This is a genomic window from Bradyrhizobium sp. BLXBL-03 (assembly GCF_051853015.1).
Taxonomy (GTDB): domain Bacteria; phylum Pseudomonadota; class Alphaproteobacteria; order Rhizobiales; family Xanthobacteraceae; genus Bradyrhizobium; species Bradyrhizobium manausense.
The window spans coordinates 5,103,059-5,118,553 of record NZ_CP182470.1 but is presented as its reverse complement, the minus strand read 5'-3'; the positions used below and the strand labels follow the sequence as shown (position 1 = coordinate 5,118,553).

Below are 15,495 nucleotides of genomic sequence, written 5' to 3'. Positions count from 1 at the left end.
GATCACGCCCTAAGCTATTTCCAGATAGTCCGGCCCGGGCAGCTCCGGGAATATTGCCGTCGGCAGTGCCTGATACCAGAACGCGACCGAGGCGATGTCGTCCTGCAACGGGAGATATTTCGATTCCCTGACGCCGGGCAGCCAGCCGAGCGCCTGGATGGTCACGCGCAGGTCGCTCTGGAAGCGGATCGGATCGGGGATGTGCCAGCGGTACAGGCCGAACCGTTGCTGCGATTTGTAGACGCCGTCGGGCCGGATCACCTGCGGCAGGCCGGCATAGGGCGTGGTGAACTCCACATAGCGGGATTGCCCTTGGCCGGCATGCGCGACATGGGGATCGAAATTATAGGCCCCGCAAAAATAGTCCTCGGTGCCGGTACCGCAGATGGTCGGGAATTCGCCGTCGCCGTCGATGAAGAACTTGATCTCGCCTTCGCCCCACCACCCGTTGTTGTTGACGCCCCAGGCCATGTAGGTGCCGACGTAATGGCCGCGGCCATTGATGCCGTCGAGGATGGTGTAGACCTCCTTGTAGGGCAGCGGATTGGTGCGGCGGAACTGCGCATGGAAATAGGCGCAGTCTTCCGGCACCTCGGTCAGGGTGTAGTTGATCTGGTAGTAGACGGTCAGTGCCTCTTCGCTACGGTTTTCCAGGGTGAAGCGCGCGCGCTTGCGGAACGGCATCTCCCAATAACAGTTGAAGGCGCGTCCCGGATTGACGCAGACCGCGAGCGACGACACCTGCGCAAATTCCTCCCAGCCACAGGCAAAGAAATCGCCGGCCGGGCATTCCACGCTCGGCTGCGCCTGGTCGTCCCAGTACACGCGCAGAATGGAATGGCGAAGCCGTCCGCGCGCCAGCGTCATCCAGATCTGCTGGATCGCGCCCTGGCCCTCGATGTCCGCGAGCGTGAACGTCGCACCGGGCTCGATCACGACATAGGGAGACACCTTCCAGCCTCGGCCGAGGTCGCGGGCCTGACGCGCTGCCGGACCATCGACGGACATGCCGCCCTTGCCCTTTTCACCGGTGAAATTCTCGGGGCTGATCGACCGCGTCTGCGCGTCCGACAGGCGCGACAAATTGCCGAGATGCAGGCCCAATCCGGAAAACGCCATGATGTCCTCGATCAGGAGTTAGCGATATCAGGGATATATCGCTGCCGAATCTACCAAAAGATGAAGATGACGGCGTAGCGAAAGAGCGGACGCACCGTTGTTGCGGACGACGAGAGCAAGAGGGCGTTCCTGCCATCTCCGATGGACGCGATTGCATGCGTCTCTTTTTCGGGGCTAAGTGGCACGAGCTGCCGGCGAAGCAGCGGCCCGCGGTGGAGGAGATCGATGTCAGCGGAAAGACACAAGACCGAAACAGCCGGCGTACCTACGATCGACATCCAGGCCTTGCGTGCGCGTTATCGCGACGAGCGTGACCTGCGTCTGCGCTCCGAGGGCAAGGCGCAATATGTCGAGGTAACAGGCGACTTTGCCCGCTATCTCGACGATCCCTGGGCCGATGCTGGTTTTGCGCGCAAAGCCTTAAGCGAAGAAACCGAAGTGCTTGTTGTCGGCGGTGGCTTCGGCGGCCTGTTGTGTGGCGCGCGTCTGCGCGCGGCCGGTATCGACGATTTCCGCATTGTGGAAAAGGCCGCCGATTTCGGCGGCACCTGGTACTGGAATCGTTATCCGGGCGCGGCCTGCGATACCGAGAGCTACATCTACCTGCCGCTGCTGGAAGAGACCGGCTACATGCCGGTGCGCAAATATGCGCGCGCGCCGGAGATCTACGAACATTCGCGCCGCATCGGCCGCCATTTCGATCTGTACGCGCGTGCGCTGTTTCAGACCGTCATCTCGCGCATGACATGGCAGGAGCAGGAGGGGCGCTGGCTGGTCGAGACCGATCGGGGCGATCGCATTCGCGCGCGCTTCGTCATTCTCGCGGGAGGCCCGCTGAGCCGGCCGAAGCTGCCCGGTATCCCCGGCATCGAGAGCTTCAGGGGGCACAGCTTCCATACCAGCCGGTGGGATTATGCTTACACCGGCGGCAGTGCGGAGGGCGGTCTTACCGGGCTTGCCGACAAGCGCGTCGGCATCATCGGCACCGGCGCCACATCGGTGCAATGCGTGCCGCATCTCGGCCGCTCGGCCAAAGAGCTCTACGTGTTCCAGCGCACGCCGTCCGCGATCGGTGTGCGCGCCGACCGCCCGACGGATGCCGCCTGGGTGGAAAGCCTGAAGCCCGGCTGGCAGCGCGAGCGCATGGACAATTTCACTGCGGTGATTTCAGGCGAGCCGTTCGAGCAGGATCTGGTGCAGGACGGCTGGACCGGCCTGCTCGGCGAGATCCTGCTGGCGCCGCGCCGCCAGAAGCACAAGGTCGCCTCGATGGAAGAGGCGCTGAAGGTGATCGAGCAGGCCGACTATCGCAAGATGGAGGAGATCCGCGCCCGCGTCGATGCGATCGTGAAGGATGAGGCGGCAGCAGCGGCGCTCAAGCCCTGGTACAAGGCGTTCTGCAAGCGGCCGTGCTTTCACGACGAATATCTCGACACGTTCAACCGTCCCAATGTGCATCTCGTCGACACCAAAGGCAGGGGCGTCGAAGCCATCACGGAGAATGCGGTCGTCGCCGGCGGCAAGGCCTACGAACTCGACTGCCTGATCTATGCCAGCGGTTTCGAGGTCGGCACCGACTATGCGCGCCGCATGGGGTTTGAAGTCTACGGCCGCGATGGCATGAGCCTGTCCGCGCGCTGGCGCGATGGCGTCAAGACGATGCACGGCTTCTACAGCCGCGGCTTCCCGAACTGCTTCCTGATCGTGACGGTGCAGGCCGGCCAGAGCGCCAACTTCCCGCACATCATCGACGAGCAATCGCAGCACATCGCCTATGTCATATCAGAGGCGCGCAAGCGGGGCGCGCGAACGCTGGAGCCGACGCTCGCGGCCGAGAACGCCTGGGTCGATGAGGTCGTCAAGGCCGCGGTGGGCCGCCAGACCTATCTCGCCGAATGCACGCCGGGCTACTACAACAATGAAGGCGTGTTCGATCCGATCGCGGCGCGCAACAGCCAGTATTGGCGCGGACCGATGGCGTTTCTCAGGCTGCTCGCCATCTGGCGCAAGGAGGGCAATCTGGACGGACTGGAATTGACCTATGGCGCCGACGCGAACAGCGACGGCGCTCCGATCTCCGCATGAACGGCATGATCCCGGCCCCCTACGGCTGCGTCACCGCGACCGGAACAGACATGTACCGGCAGCACCAGGGCCTCATGGTGGATTTCCTGCTCGGGACCGACGGCAGCCTTTGATTCATGTCAAGCGCATTGCTTGCATTGATTGCACCGGTCGGGGCTTGAGCTGATACGGCTGACGTAGGATCATGCCCGCGCGCCAGCCGGTCGCGCAAATCTGAAAGAAGGAAGCGCAGGAATGACTGAGGGCAGGACCGTTGCGACGGCGTTGATCGGCGCGGCCGCGCTGCTGTTGTCCCTGGTGTTGTTTTTGGCTCCCTCGGCCATGGCTGCGCAATGCGGCAACGGGCCCGGCGGTTTCGAGGCCTGGAAGCGCGAGTTCAGCGCGGAAGCGCAGGGCAAGGGCATCGGCCAGACCGCGATCGCGGCGCTGATGCAGACCAATTACGCCAGCGCCACCATCAATGCCGACCGCAGCCAGCACAGTTTTTCGCTGTCCCTCGACCAGTTCCTGGCCAAGCGCGGCGCCACCACCATCGTGGCGCGCGGCCGGTCTCTGAAGCAATCCCAGGCGGCGATGTTCGCCTCGATCGAGCAGCGTTACGGCGTGCCGCCGGGACCGCTGATCGCGATCTGGGGCATGGAAACCGGCTTCGGCAGCCAGCGCGGCAACCAGAACATGCTGTCGTCGATCGCAACGCTGGCCTATGACTGCCGTCGCCGCGAATTCTTCACCGAGCAGCTCTATGCGGCGCTGAAGCTGGTCGACCGCGGTGTGCTATCAGGGGCGACCCGCGGCTCCATGCATGGCGAGGTCGGCCAGACCCAGTTCATGCCCAAGAACATCCTGGCCTATGGCACCGGCAATCTCGACGTCGCCGCCAACGCGCTGAGCTCGACGGCGAACTTCCTCAAGGCCAATGGCTGGCGTGCGGGAGCCGGTTACCAGCCGGGCGAGCCGAATTTCGCCGCCATCCAGGCCTGGAATGCGGCCGGCGTCTACCAAAAGGCCATTGCGCTGATGGGCCGGCAGATCGACGGGGGTGGCGGGACGGCGTCGGTGCGTTGAGTTGCTCCGCAAGGCGTGACTGGACGTCTCAGAGAGAAAGTTGTTGTTTTCAGGAACTGACGGCATGAGGTTTGCTTTGATCAAGTTCAGGGCTGGGCATGAGGAGACTCAACATGGCTACCCAGATCGTGATGGATCAGACTGGCGATACACGCCACGAGTTTGATCCCGAAAATGCCGAAGCGTTGGCGCAGGCCGAACAACGCTTTCGGGAATTGACCGGTGCGGGCTTTACCGCCGCGTATCGGACCGGCCCCGGCGAAGTTACGCGTATCAAATCGTTCGACCCGACCGCGCACGAAACGCTGTTCTATCCCCGCCTGGTCGGCGGTTGATCTGAACGGTCCATGATCGCGGTCTTCAGACTCCGCGCGCCCGCGCGGGCGCGGTTGCACGCGCTCCGCGAGCTCTACCGGCGCTTCTTCGGCGAGAACACGCCCGAGGCGCGGGGGAGGCGGTTATTGGCTGAATGGCTCTCCGACGAGCAGCGCGCTCAGTTCGAGCAATACCGGCATTTCGACGTCGTCGGCTGCGATAGCGGCAAGCGCTATCGCATCCACTACGGCACGGCCGCCAACGTCCACGAGGTCGATGCGTCAGGCAATGCAACGATGGGGTGGTGCTTCGTCCCGTCAGGCTTCCTGGTGCCCGGCGACGTCATGCTGGCGCAGAAGATCGCGCTCGAGACGGACGAAAAGGGGGCGCTGGCGCTCGCCAACCGGTTTCCGCCGGCGACGCATTCAGAGCACTTCTACCGGCGGCCGTTCTAACCGCGCCGCCACTGTTGGCTAGAAGTGGGTGGTGCGATAGGCGTCCACCGCGTGCGCTGCGAAGACGGCGATGCTGCACAGGGCGAGGACAACGGAGATGAACTCGATCATATGTCGTCCTCCCCAAGCGGCTGCGCGACGAGGTGCTGGCAGCAGGCATATTCGCTGATCAGGTCGAGGAAGAATTGCATGGCGCACGTCCCTGTATGATTTTGACAACTAGATAAGCGGCTGTCTGTTTCAGGCGTGTTTCGTCGAGATAGGAAAGGGGTTTCGCGGGGAACCGGGACCTATCCTGCGGGCGGCCGAACCGCTACATCCCCTGAACGATCCACCTTTTGGTCGTGTGCATTGCGCGCGCGGCATGTCACATTTCGAGGCAAGATCATGGCTCAGGTCGCCTGGTTCGACGATCTCACCGTCGGGATGCGCTTCAAATCCCCAGAGGTCGTGGTCAGCGAAGCCGACATCAAGCGGTTCGCCGCCGAGTTCGACCCGCAGCCGATGCATCTCGATCACGAAGCCGCCAAGGACACCCTGTTCAAGGGCCTGGCTGCCTCGGGTTGGCACACCGCGGCGATCGCCATGAATCTGGCGATCCAGACCCGGCCCTTCGGCCCGCACCCGCTGATCGGCGCCGGCGTCGACGGCTTGCGCTGGACCATCCCAGTGCGGCCCAACGACCGGCTGCATCTGGTCGGCGAGGTCATGAGCCTGACGCCGTCGAAGTCGAAGCCGCAGGGCATCGCCATGGTGAAGTGGACGATGTTCAATCAGAACGGCGAGGAGGTTTACACTTTCACCCCGATCGCGATCGTGCCAAGGCGAACGTAGCCGGCCCGCCTTCGCCGGCGGCCGCGTCGAGCCGGCCCTTGCGGCCTTCCGGCAGAGGTGGTCAGCTTGGCGCGGGGAAACGCTGGAGGGCTGACATGAAAAGATTCTGCCTTGCCGCTGGACTGTTCGCCGCCGCCCTGATCGCGGGGCCCGCGGTCGCGCAACAATCCAAGGTCGGCGACTGGACCATCGAGAAGCGGACCCAGGACACCCATTGCAACGCGAGCCGCGGCTACAAGGACAAGGACGACGAGAACCGCGACTACGTCATCGTCATCACCTATTCGGACAAGGCCATCGTGATCGTGATGATCTATGATGGCTGGGAGTGGGACAAGGTCGGCGGGATCCTGCGTGCCGACGTCGGCACCGACGACGCCGACATCATGGCGAAGGCGAAGTGGGAGGTCATGGACAAGACCACCGTGCGCGGCATCTTCGAGTACGATCAGTCCATCATGGACCGCCTGTCGAAAGCCAAGCGTCTGACGCTGGACTTCGAGGACGATGACGACGACAGCATCGAGATGCAGATCCCGCGCGCCGGCGAGGCGCTCGCCGCGCTGAAGTTCTGCGAGGAGAACCGGAAATAGATCGAGGCGCGATCTGGTTGTCCGGTCCCATCAGGCTTCAGTGCCCGGGATTGGCGACCGAGCCCTGTACCGAGCCCTGCACCGGTGCCGCGCTGATGTCGCTGCCGTGATGTACCAGCGGCTTCATGCCGGTGACGGTCCGCAGCAGCACATAGAACACCGGCGTCAGGAACAGGCCGAACACGGTGACGCCGATCATGCCGGAGAACACGGCAACGCCCATCGCGCGCCGCATCTCGGAACCGGCGCCGGTCGAGAGCACCAGCGGCAGCACGCCCATGATGAACGCCATCGACGTCATCAGGATCGGACGCAGGCGCAGCCGGCTCGCTTCGATCGCGGCCCGGATCGGCGTGCGGCCGGCGAATTCAAGCTCGCGGGCGAATTCGACGATCAGGATCGCGTTCTTGGCGGAGAGTCCCACCAGCACGATGAGGCCGATCTGGGTGAAGACGTTGTTGTCACCTTTGGAGAGCCAGACGCCGAACATCGCAGCCAACAGGCCCATCGGCACGATCATGATGATCGAGAGCGGCAAAGTGAGGCTCTCATAAAGCGCGGCCAGCACCAGGAACACCAGCAGGATCGCCAGCGGGAACACCCAGAGCCCGGAATTGCCGGCGATGAACTCCTGATAGGTCAGGTCGGTCCATTCGAAGGCAAAGCCGGGTGGCAGCACCTCCGCCGCGATGCGCGTCGCCGCTTCCTGCGCCTGGCCCGAGGAGTAACCGGGCGCAGCGGCGGCGTTGATGTCGGACGACAGGAAGCCGTTATAGCGGATCGCGCGCTCCGGACCCGCGCTCTGGCGGATCGTGAGCAGAGCCGACAGCGGTACCATGTCGCCGGAGGACGAGCGCACCTTCAACTGCCTGATATCGTCGGCACGGGCACGGAACGGCGCGTCGGCCTGGACCCGGACTGAATAGGTGCGGCCAAACTTGTTGAAGTCGTTGACGTAGTAGGAGCCGAGGTAAATCTGCAGCGTGTTGAACACCTCGGTCACGGGCACGCCCAGTTGCAGCGCCTTGGTGCGGTCGATATCGGCGAACAGCTGGGGCACGTTGACCTGGAAGCTCGAGAACACGCCGGCGATCTCCGGCGCCTTCTGCATCGCCGCCATGAACGCCTTGGTCGCCTCGTTCAGCGCGTCATAGCCCAAACCAGCACGATCTTCGATCTGCAGCTTGAAGCCGCCGATGGTGCCGAGGCCGTTGACCGGCGGCGGCGGGAACATGGCGATGAAGGCTTCCTGGATGCCGGCATATTTCTTGTTCAGCTCGGCGGCGAGCGCAGGGCCGCTCAGCGAGGGATCCTTGCGCTCGTCGAACGGTTTCAGCGTCGAGAACACGATGCCGGCGTTGGAGGAGTTGGTGAAGCCGGAGATCGACAGGCCCGGGAAGGCAACCGAGCTCTCGACGCCGGGCTGGGTCAGCGCGATGTCGCTCATCTTGCGGATCACCTCTTCGGTGCGGTCGAGCGTGGCGCCATCGGGCAGGCGCGAGAAGCCGACCAGATATTGCTTGTCCTGGCCCGGCACGAAGCCACCAGGCACCTGCTGGAACAGGAAAGCGGTGACGCCGACGAGGACGACGTAGAGACCCATCACCGCGGCCTTGCCCGAGATCACCTTGGTCACCGTGCCGCTATAGCTGTTCGAGGAGTAGGTGAAGGCCCGGTTGAAGCGGCGGAAGAACCAGCCAAAACCCTTTTCGAGAATGATCGTCAGCCGATCCTTCGGCTCGTCGTGGCCCTTGAGCAGCAGCGCCGACAGCGCCGGCGACAAGGTCAGCGAGTTGATCGCCGAGATCACGGTCGAGATCGCGATCGTCAGCGCGAACTGCTTGTAGAACTGTCCCGTCAAGCCGGAGATGAAGGCGAGCGGCACGAACACCGCGATCAGCACCATCGCGATCGCGATGATCGGCCCCGAGACCTCGCGCATCGCCTGATAGGTCGCATCGCGCGGCGACAGCCCGGCCTCGATGTTGCGCTCGACATTCTCGACCACGACGATGGCGTCGTCGACGACGATGCCGATCGCGAGCACGAGGCCGAACAGGCTGAGCGCGTTGATGGAGAAGCCGAACACGTGCATCACCGCGAAGGTGCCGACGATCGACACCGGCACGGCCAGCAGCGGGATGATCGAGGCGCGCCAAGTCTGCAGGAACAGGATCACGACCAGCACCACCAGCGCGATCGCCTCCAGCAGCGTATGGATCACGGCCTCGATCGAGGAGCGCACGAACTGGGTGGGATCGTAGACGATCTGGTAGGACACGCCCTCCGGCATGTTCTTCTTGATCTCCGCCATGGTGGCGCGGACGTGATCGGAAATCTGCAGCGCGTTGGAGCCGGGCGCCTGGAAGATCGGGATCGCCACCGCCTGCTTGTTGTCGAGCAGCGAGCGCAGGCCGTATTCGGAGGCTCCCAGCTCGATGCGCGCGACGTCACGCAGGCGCACGACTTCGCCGCGCGTGCCTGTCTTGACCACGATGTCGCCGAACTGCTCTTCGTTGGCGAGCCGCCCCTCCGCATTGACGGAGAGCTGCAGGTCGATACCCCTGACGTTTGGCGATGAGCCGACCACGCCGGCGGCGGCCTCGACGTTCTGCGCCTGGATCGCCTTGACGATGTCGCTGGCGGTCAGGCCGTGCTCGGCCGCCTTCTGCGGATCGACCCAGACCCGCATCGAATAGTCGCCGGCGCCATAGAGCTGGACGTCGCCGACGCCGTCAATCCGCGCCAGGCGGTCCTTGACGTTCAGCACCGCGTAGTTGCGCAAATAGGTCATGTCGTAGCGGTTGTTCGGCGACAACAGATGCACGACCATGGTGAGATCGGGCGACGACTTCTTGGTGATGATTCCGAGCTGGCGCACCACGGCCGGCAGGCGCGGCTCGGCCTGCTGCACCCGGTTCTGCACCAGCTGCGTCGCCTTGTCGGGGTCGGTGCCGAGGCGGAACGTCACCGTCAGCGTTATCGCGCCGTCAGTGGTGGCCTGGCTCGACATGTAGAGCATGCCTTCGACGCCGTTGATCTGCTCCTCGATCGGCGTCGCCACCGTTTCCGCGATCACCTTGGGATTGGCGCCGGGATAGGTCGCCCGCACCAGGACGGAGGGCGGCACCACGTCAGGGTATTCCGAGATCGGCATCGCGAACAGCGAGATCAGCCCGGCGAGGAAGATCAGCACCGACAGCACGCCGGCGAAGATCGGACGATCGATGAAGAACTTTGAGAGATTCATGGCTTCGCCCCTGGGCAATATCCTGCGGTTCTCCGACAGCTCTCCCCGTCATTCCGGGGCGCGGGCGAAGCCCGCGAACCCGGAATCCAGAGGTGATGTGATCGGAGTTCAGTAACTTCTAGATTCTCAGGTGCGCAATTGCGCACCATAGTTCGCGCTGCGCGCGCCCCGGAATGACGGCAAGACTAGCGTTGCACCACGTCCTGGTTGCTGTGGTTGGAAGCTTGCTGCCCGCGCGCACCCATCGCCGCCACTTCCGTCTTGAGGAGGGCGCCCGGACGCACGCGTTGCAGACCGTTGACGACGATGCGATCGCCGGTCTTGAGCCCCGCGGTGACGATGCGCAGGCCGTCGACCGCGCCGCCGAGCGTGATCGGCCGATACACTGCGCGGCTGTCATCGCCTACAGCCATCACGAACTTCTTGTCCTGGTCGGTGCCGATCGCGCGTTCGTCGATCATCACCAGGGTCTGCTGCATCGGCTGGCCCATCCGCACGCGGGCGAACTGGCCGGGGATCAGACGCCCGTCGTCGTTCTGGAAGACCGCGCGGACGCGGATGGTGCCGCTCTGGCCGTTGACCTGGTTGTCGATGAGCTGGATGTGGCCCTTGGCCGAAAGGCCGCCTGACGTCGTCATCTCCACCGGGATCTGGTCGAGATTGCCGCGCTTGCCGCTGCCATCCGCGATCGAATTCAGCGCCCGCAGCACGACCTCTTCATCCGCATCGAACGAGGCGTAGATCGGATTGACCGAGACCAGCGAGGTCAGGATGGGAGAGGCGGTGCCGGCCGCGACGAGATTGCCGACGGTGACCTCGATCTTGCCGACGCGGCCGTCAACCGGCGCGCGCACCTCGGTGTAGTCGAGATTGAGCTTTGCGGTCTGCAGCGTCGCCTCGGCCGCCTTGACGTTGGCGATGGCCTCGCGATTGGCGTTGTCGCGCTGGTCGTAGTCGCGCCGCGTCACCACGGCGTTGCCGACCAGCTGCGCGCCGCGTTCGAGCTCGCTCTGGGTGAAGACGACGCGCGCCTTCGCGGCTTCGAGCTGTGCGGCAGCCTTGTCGACCTCGGCGGCATAAGGCGCCGGATCAATCTTGAAGAGAACGTCGCCGGCCTTCACCAGCGCGCCTTCGGTGAAATTGGTCGACAGGATCGCACCGGCAACGCGCGGCCGCAACTCGACGCGCTGGATCGCCTCGAGCCGGCCGGAGAAATCGTCCCACAGCACGGTCTGCTTCGGCTCGATCAGAGCGACCGTCACCGGCACGGCCTGTTCGGCCGCGGCCGCCGTTGCGGTGGCCTGGGCCGAACGGAAGTAGTGGCCGGTCGCGATCGAGCCGGCCACGGCGAGGGCGCCCACAACAGCGGCGCCACCGAGAAGACGGCGGATGCGGCCGGGACGAGAGACTTTTGGGGTGGGGGGCATTTCGCGCTCCAGATATGTAGTGTTCACTACAGATGTGGAGCTGGATATCGCAGCGCAAGATACTTATGTACCGTTCGCTAAGAAAATTGTAGCCGCTTACCGCAAGAATGGGAAGGCGGAAAAGAAAAGAAAGATAGAACAATTAGATAGGAGCTGGCGTTAAGATCGAGGGACGGCGCCGAATCCGAGGAGATCAGTGACATGGGCATGGGACGCCCCCGCGAATTCGACGCTGACGTCGCGTTGGACCGGGCGATGGAAGTGTTTTGGCGCCACGGCTATGAAGGCGCCACGATTGCCCAGCTCACGGAGGCCATGGGGATCAACCCGCCGAGCCTGTATGCCTGTTTCGGCAACAAGGAAGGCCTGCTCAAGGCCGCGCTCGACCGCTACACCAAATTGCGCGGCGCCTGGATGGACGAGGTGGTGTCCGCACCGACCGCCCGCGAGGTCGCCGAGCGGATGCTGATGGGCATCGCCGAGAAGCAGACCGATCCCGCCAATCCGCCCGGCTGCCTGCTCGTGCAAGGCGGCATCGCCTGCGGCACTGGCTCCGAGAACGTCCCCTTCGAGCTTGCCGCGCGCAGAGCCCAGAACGAAGACCAGCTCCGCGAGCGTTTCATCCGCGCCAAGGCGGAGGGCGACCTGAAGCCGGCATCCGATCCCGCCGCGCTCGCGCGCTATGTGTCGGCCGTCTCAGTCGGCATGGGCGTGATGGCATCGTCAGGCTCCGACCGCGACGCGCTGCGTCAGGTGGCGAGCGTCGCGGTGCAGGCCGTCGAGGCGCAGTCGGAGCGGGACTAGGCTACTCCGCCGTCGGTAGGGGCGGCCTCGCGATGAGCAGGCGTTGGGCATTGGGATCGCCCGTTCAGGATCGTCGCGGACGTCAGTCTTTGCCTCAGGTCGATGATCGGCATCCGTAAACGCCCGGGTTCCAAGCGTAAGGGTTTGGTTGCGATTGCGAAGTAGCGTGCCCCGGGGGGAGTGGCCCATCGGTCCCTTCCACAGCCAAATTGCGCGATTTTGCCCTGGTGCTACGATGTCAGATCCTTCCTCTCCACCGGACTCATCCGTCAGTCGACATAAGGGCATCAGCCTGCGATGGCGGTTGCTGGCCGGCAATCTGATCACGAGCCTTCTCGCGGTGGCTTTTGCGGCAGCAATCGCCTGGAACGGATGGGGCGATCTCCGCAAGAGCGAAGCCGCGGCGCGCGCGCTGTCCGCATTCGAGCTGGTGATGAAGGCCAACAGCCGGATCCCGGCCGAACGCTCCGCCTGGTTCGCGGTCATGGGTTTGACCGATGCTGCCACGCCCGAGAACCTGTCCGCTCTGGACAAGGCACTCGCCGCCACGGACGAAGCGATCGGTGCCGCAAAGCAGGCCATTCGCGCGGCTGAGCTGCCGGCGGGATCGATCGAAGCCGCCGAAACAGCCTTGCAGAATACGCGCAATGTCGCGCGTCAGGCGGCGATGCAGCCCAAGGCGCAGCGCCCCGCCAACAGCCAGTCGGCCATCGTCGACGGTCTGGCCCGCGCGGTCGATGCGCTCACGGCGGCGACAAGCGAAGCCTTGATCAGCCTGTCGCGCGTCGGAAGCGACATCGAAAATCTGCTGCCGTCGGCGGAGCTCGCACAAAGAGCGCAAGCCATGCGCGCGATCAACGGCTCCCGTGCGGCCCTCCTCGGCCTTCTGGTCCGTAAGCAGCCCATGTCCGCGGCACAGATCGTCGAAGCGACCGAGCTGAGCGGCCAGGTCGCGCTGATCTGGAAGCAGATCGAGCAAGGTGTGCACAATGCCGGAGATGCGCCTGAGCTCGTGAACGCCATCAAGCCGGTGCGCACGACACTGATGGATGAAGGCGAGCCACGGTTTCGCGACGTCGCCGCGGCCGCGCGCGAGGGGCGTCCTTCCCCGGTCGGCGAGGCCGACTGGGGGACCGTCCTGAACAGCGTGCTGGGTCTGCGCGACGCCGCCTTGAGCTTTGCCCACAGGGCCAATGACGCAGCGATCGCGCAGGCGCAGACCCGGCTCGTCTGGGCGCTTGCGGCTCTCTTCGTCGTGTTCGCCACCTCGCTCGCAGTCGTCGTCGCGGTGATGCGCCAGGTCATCCGCCCGCTGACTCGACTGACGGGCGCGACGCTGCGGCTTGCCGACCGCGATCTCGATGTCGCAATTCCGGACGGACATCGCGGCGACGAGATCGGTACCATGGCGAACGCGCTCCAGATCTTCAAGGATGCGCTGATCGCGAAGAAACTCGCGGACGAGGCAGTCGCGCGTGACGCCGAAGCGCAGATCGCGCGCAGCCGCCGCGTCGAGACCATCACGCGCAATTTCGAGGCCATGGTCGGCGAGATCGTGAACACGGTTTCGTCCGCGGCGACCGAACTCGAGGCTTCCGCCGGTACACTGAACACCACGGCCGATCGGTCGAAGGTGCTGTCGATGGCGGTCGCAGACGCCTCAAATGAAGCCTCCGCCAACGTGCAGTCGGTAGCCTCCGCCACCGAGGAACTGACCTCCTCGGTCCACGAGATCAGCCGCCAGGTCCAGGACTCCGCACGCATCGCCGGAGACGCGGTTGACCAGGCTAGCCGCACCAATGAACGCGTCAGCGAATTGTCGCAGGCCGCGGGTCGGATCGGTGACGTCGTGGAACTGATCGACTCGATCGCCAGCCAAACCAATCTGCTGGCGCTGAACGCCACCATCGAGGCGGCGCGCGCCGGCGATAGCGGCCGCGGCTTTGCCGTGGTCGCCTCCGAGGTGAAAGCGCTGGCGCAGCAGACGGCGAAAGCAACCGAGGAAATCCGTCAACAGATTACCAGCGTCCAGTCCGCGACACAGGAATCGGTCGGCGCGATCAGGGAGATCAGCGGCACGATCGAGAAGCTGTCGGAAATCTCCTCGGCCATCGCTGCCGCCGTCGAAGAGCAAGGCGCGGCCACGCAGGAAATCGCCCGCAACGTGCAGCAGGCGGCGAACGGCACCCAGCAGGTCTCCGCAAACGTCACCGACGTCCGGCACGGCGCGAGCGAGACCGGCTCGGCCTCCTCGCATGTGTTGGCCACCGCCCAGTTGCTCGCCGCAGACTCCGGCCGGCTCAAGCTCGAGGTCGGGAAGTTCCTGGAAGACATGCGCGCGGCGTAACCGCATTTGTTGGTGCTTGGGCCAACAATTGAACGAAACAGCGTTCAAGCTGCGCCATCGCGAAGGGCTTTTGGAGCCGTGGGCGCTCTCGGAATTGCTCTGGCACTCCCTCCGCTCCGACGCCGCTGGCGAATGCGAATGGGATGTTGCGATTTGCGAGAGCGTTCGCCACAGGCTCGATGCTGTCCCGACCTAGCCACACGTCCAGGACCGCCATATCGAAGACAGCACGGTTCGCGTGATCCAGCGCCGAGGATAAGTCCCCAGCTTCGGCTGCAACCGCGTGGCCAAGCTCCGTCACCATGTCCGCGACCAGCATCCGGATGAGCACTTCATCCTCCACCAAAAACACCGAAGCCATGGGCTGTACCTTTCAGCTAATGCCGTATGATCCGTGTTGCGGCAGGCGGCTCAACGCTTTTGAGCTGAGATATCCAGACGCCGCTGCGTCGTTGCAAATGCGGGATCCGTCGCCGAACCGATGGGCTGCGACCCGGGCCAGAACCTTTCTATCGTCTTCCAGAATTTGCGCCCGTGACTAGATTGCACCCGTGCCAGCACCGAGTGAAGCGGCACCTGCAGCGAAACGCGGCTTCGACACGGCAGGCGAATCGATTTGCCATCGTATCGAGGATGGAACTACCGAAACCTTTGCGCCTTGGCGCCGAGACGGCCGGTCCTCCGCTCTCAGTCCAGACAAATCGGAACAGCTCTCCCTTCTCGTCCTGCAGGATCGAGCCTTTGATCGCGACCCGGCCCGCCGGTTGTGATAGCGCGCCATGCTTGACGGCGTTCGTCGCCAGTTCGTGGATTATAAGCGCGAAGCTTTGAGCAGCCGGCGTATCCAGAATGAGGTCGCATCCAGCGCAATCGAACTGGTTTGCGAAGCTCATGAGTTCTTCCGATACGATCTGGTCGAGTGGCGCTCCGGTCCAGCCACTGTCGGCCAGCATCCCGTGAGTGCGCGCCAACGATCTCAATCGCGTTTCGAGGGCTTGCCTCGCAGCTCCGACCGATGCGCTTTCCATCAGAGTTCGAGAAGCCATCCCTTGCACGACGGCGAACAGATTGCGCGAACGATGTCGCAATTCGCCGAACAGAAAGCGCTGATGCTCGTCATGATGCAGGATGCTGGCCATCATTCCGGAAACCAGGACGACGTGAATCATTCCGAATGTGCCAAACATCAGGAGCGGCCACG

General features: G+C 64.1%; 12 protein-coding genes. 8 read left to right on the top strand and 4 right to left on the bottom strand.

Going from position 1 to position 15,495, the window contains the following annotated elements:
• Positions 1–9 precede the first annotated feature (9 nt).
• Complete coding sequence (locus tag ACNJX9_RS24675; protein WP_439404619.1) at positions 10–1,119, bottom strand: glycoside hydrolase family 172 protein; 1,110 nt, start codon at positions 1,117–1,119, stop codon at positions 10–12.
• 225 nt (positions 1,120–1,344) lie between these two features.
• Between ACNJX9_RS24675 and ACNJX9_RS24670 the strand changes: the two genes are divergently transcribed.
• The 6 genes from ACNJX9_RS24670 to ACNJX9_RS24645 all read left to right on the top strand — a co-directional run bounded on the left by ACNJX9_RS24670 (position 1,345) and on the right by ACNJX9_RS24645 (position 6,466).
• Positions 1,345–3,204: a flavin-containing monooxygenase gene (locus tag ACNJX9_RS24670; RefSeq protein WP_439404617.1), complete on the top strand. Its 1,860-nt coding sequence runs from the start codon at positions 1,345–1,347 to the stop codon at positions 3,202–3,204.
• Between the two features lie 234 nt (positions 3,205–3,438).
• Complete coding sequence (locus tag ACNJX9_RS24665; protein WP_439404616.1) at positions 3,439–4,269, top strand: lytic murein transglycosylase; 831 nt, start codon at positions 3,439–3,441, stop codon at positions 4,267–4,269.
• Positions 4,270–4,382: 113 nt separating this feature from the next.
• Complete coding sequence (locus ACNJX9_RS24660; protein WP_057758280.1) at positions 4,383–4,604, top strand: hypothetical protein; 222 nt, start codon at positions 4,383–4,385, stop codon at positions 4,602–4,604.
• A gap of 12 nt (positions 4,605–4,616) precedes the next feature.
• Positions 4,617–5,039, top strand: coding sequence for a hypothetical protein (locus tag ACNJX9_RS24655; RefSeq protein WP_439404614.1), 423 nt, complete (start codon positions 4,617–4,619; stop codon positions 5,037–5,039).
• A 387-nt stretch (positions 5,040–5,426) separates the two neighbouring features.
• The gene (locus tag ACNJX9_RS24650) at positions 5,427–5,873 is read left to right on the top strand and encodes a MaoC family dehydratase (protein ID WP_439404612.1); all 447 of its coding nucleotides are present in this window, start codon (positions 5,427–5,429) and stop codon (positions 5,871–5,873) included.
• Between the two features lie 95 nt (positions 5,874–5,968).
• Positions 5,969–6,466, top strand: coding sequence for a hypothetical protein (locus ACNJX9_RS24645; protein WP_439404611.1), 498 nt, complete (start codon positions 5,969–5,971; stop codon positions 6,464–6,466).
• 37 nt (positions 6,467–6,503) lie between these two features.
• Here ACNJX9_RS24645 and ACNJX9_RS24640 read toward each other — a convergent pair whose 3' ends face one another.
• Both ACNJX9_RS24640 and ACNJX9_RS24635 read right to left on the bottom strand, forming a co-directional pair.
• Complete coding sequence (locus tag ACNJX9_RS24640) at positions 6,504–9,716, bottom strand: efflux RND transporter permease subunit (protein WP_439404610.1); 3,213 nt, start codon at positions 9,714–9,716, stop codon at positions 6,504–6,506.
• 185 nt (positions 9,717–9,901) lie between these two features.
• On the bottom strand, positions 9,902–11,143 hold the full coding sequence (locus ACNJX9_RS24635; RefSeq protein WP_439404609.1) for an efflux RND transporter periplasmic adaptor subunit: 1,242 nt from the start codon (positions 11,141–11,143) through the stop codon (positions 9,902–9,904).
• Positions 11,144–11,344: 201 nt separating this feature from the next.
• On the opposite strand from ACNJX9_RS24635, the gene ACNJX9_RS24630 reads away from it, so the two are divergent.
• Together ACNJX9_RS24630 and ACNJX9_RS24625 are read left to right on the top strand one after the other, a co-directional pair.
• Positions 11,345–11,947: a TetR/AcrR family transcriptional regulator gene (locus ACNJX9_RS24630; protein WP_057758268.1), complete on the top strand. Its 603-nt coding sequence runs from the start codon at positions 11,345–11,347 to the stop codon at positions 11,945–11,947.
• Positions 11,948–12,182: 235 nt separating this feature from the next.
• Positions 12,183–14,294 (top strand): methyl-accepting chemotaxis protein, encoded by a 2,112-nt coding sequence (locus ACNJX9_RS24625; RefSeq protein ID WP_439404607.1) that lies wholly within the window; start codon positions 12,183–12,185, stop codon positions 14,292–14,294.
• A 509-nt stretch (positions 14,295–14,803) separates the two neighbouring features.
• Here ACNJX9_RS24625 and ACNJX9_RS24620 read toward each other — a convergent pair.
• On the bottom strand, positions 14,804–15,481 hold the full coding sequence (locus ACNJX9_RS24620; RefSeq protein ID WP_439404606.1) for a sensor histidine kinase: 678 nt from the start codon (positions 15,479–15,481) through the stop codon (positions 14,804–14,806).
• Between the last annotated feature and the right edge of the window lie 14 nt (positions 15,482–15,495).

Excerpts from the sequence above, each read along its gene's own strand:
- ACNJX9_RS24670 (WP_439404617.1), top strand. The coding sequence starts at position 1,345 with ATGTCAGCGGAAAGACACAAGACCGAAACAGCCGGCGTACCTACGATC.
- ACNJX9_RS24630 (WP_057758268.1), top strand. The coding sequence starts at position 11,345 with ATGGGCATGGGACGCCCCCGCGAATTCGACGCTGACGTCGCGTTGGAC.
- ACNJX9_RS24645 (WP_439404611.1), top strand. The coding sequence starts at position 5,969 with ATGAAAAGATTCTGCCTTGCCGCTGGACTGTTCGCCGCCGCCCTGATC.
- ACNJX9_RS24640 (WP_439404610.1), bottom strand. The coding sequence starts at position 9,716 with ATGAATCTCTCAAAGTTCTTCATCGATCGTCCGATCTTCGCCGGCGTG.
- ACNJX9_RS24625 (WP_439404607.1), top strand. The coding sequence starts at position 12,183 with ATGTCAGATCCTTCCTCTCCACCGGACTCATCCGTCAGTCGACATAAG.
- ACNJX9_RS24660 (WP_057758280.1), top strand. The coding sequence starts at position 4,383 with ATGGCTACCCAGATCGTGATGGATCAGACTGGCGATACACGCCACGAG.
- ACNJX9_RS24650 (WP_439404612.1), top strand. The coding sequence starts at position 5,427 with ATGGCTCAGGTCGCCTGGTTCGACGATCTCACCGTCGGGATGCGCTTC.
- ACNJX9_RS24620 (WP_439404606.1), bottom strand. The coding sequence starts at position 15,481 with ATGTTTGGCACATTCGGAATGATTCACGTCGTCCTGGTTTCCGGAATG.
- ACNJX9_RS24635 (WP_439404609.1), bottom strand. The coding sequence starts at position 11,143 with ATGCCCCCCACCCCAAAAGTCTCTCGTCCCGGCCGCATCCGCCGTCTT.
- ACNJX9_RS24675 (WP_439404619.1), bottom strand. The coding sequence starts at position 1,119 with ATGGCGTTTTCCGGATTGGGCCTGCATCTCGGCAATTTGTCGCGCCTG.
- ACNJX9_RS24665 (WP_439404616.1), top strand. The coding sequence starts at position 3,439 with ATGACTGAGGGCAGGACCGTTGCGACGGCGTTGATCGGCGCGGCCGCG.
- ACNJX9_RS24655 (WP_439404614.1), top strand. The coding sequence starts at position 4,617 with ATGATCGCGGTCTTCAGACTCCGCGCGCCCGCGCGGGCGCGGTTGCAC.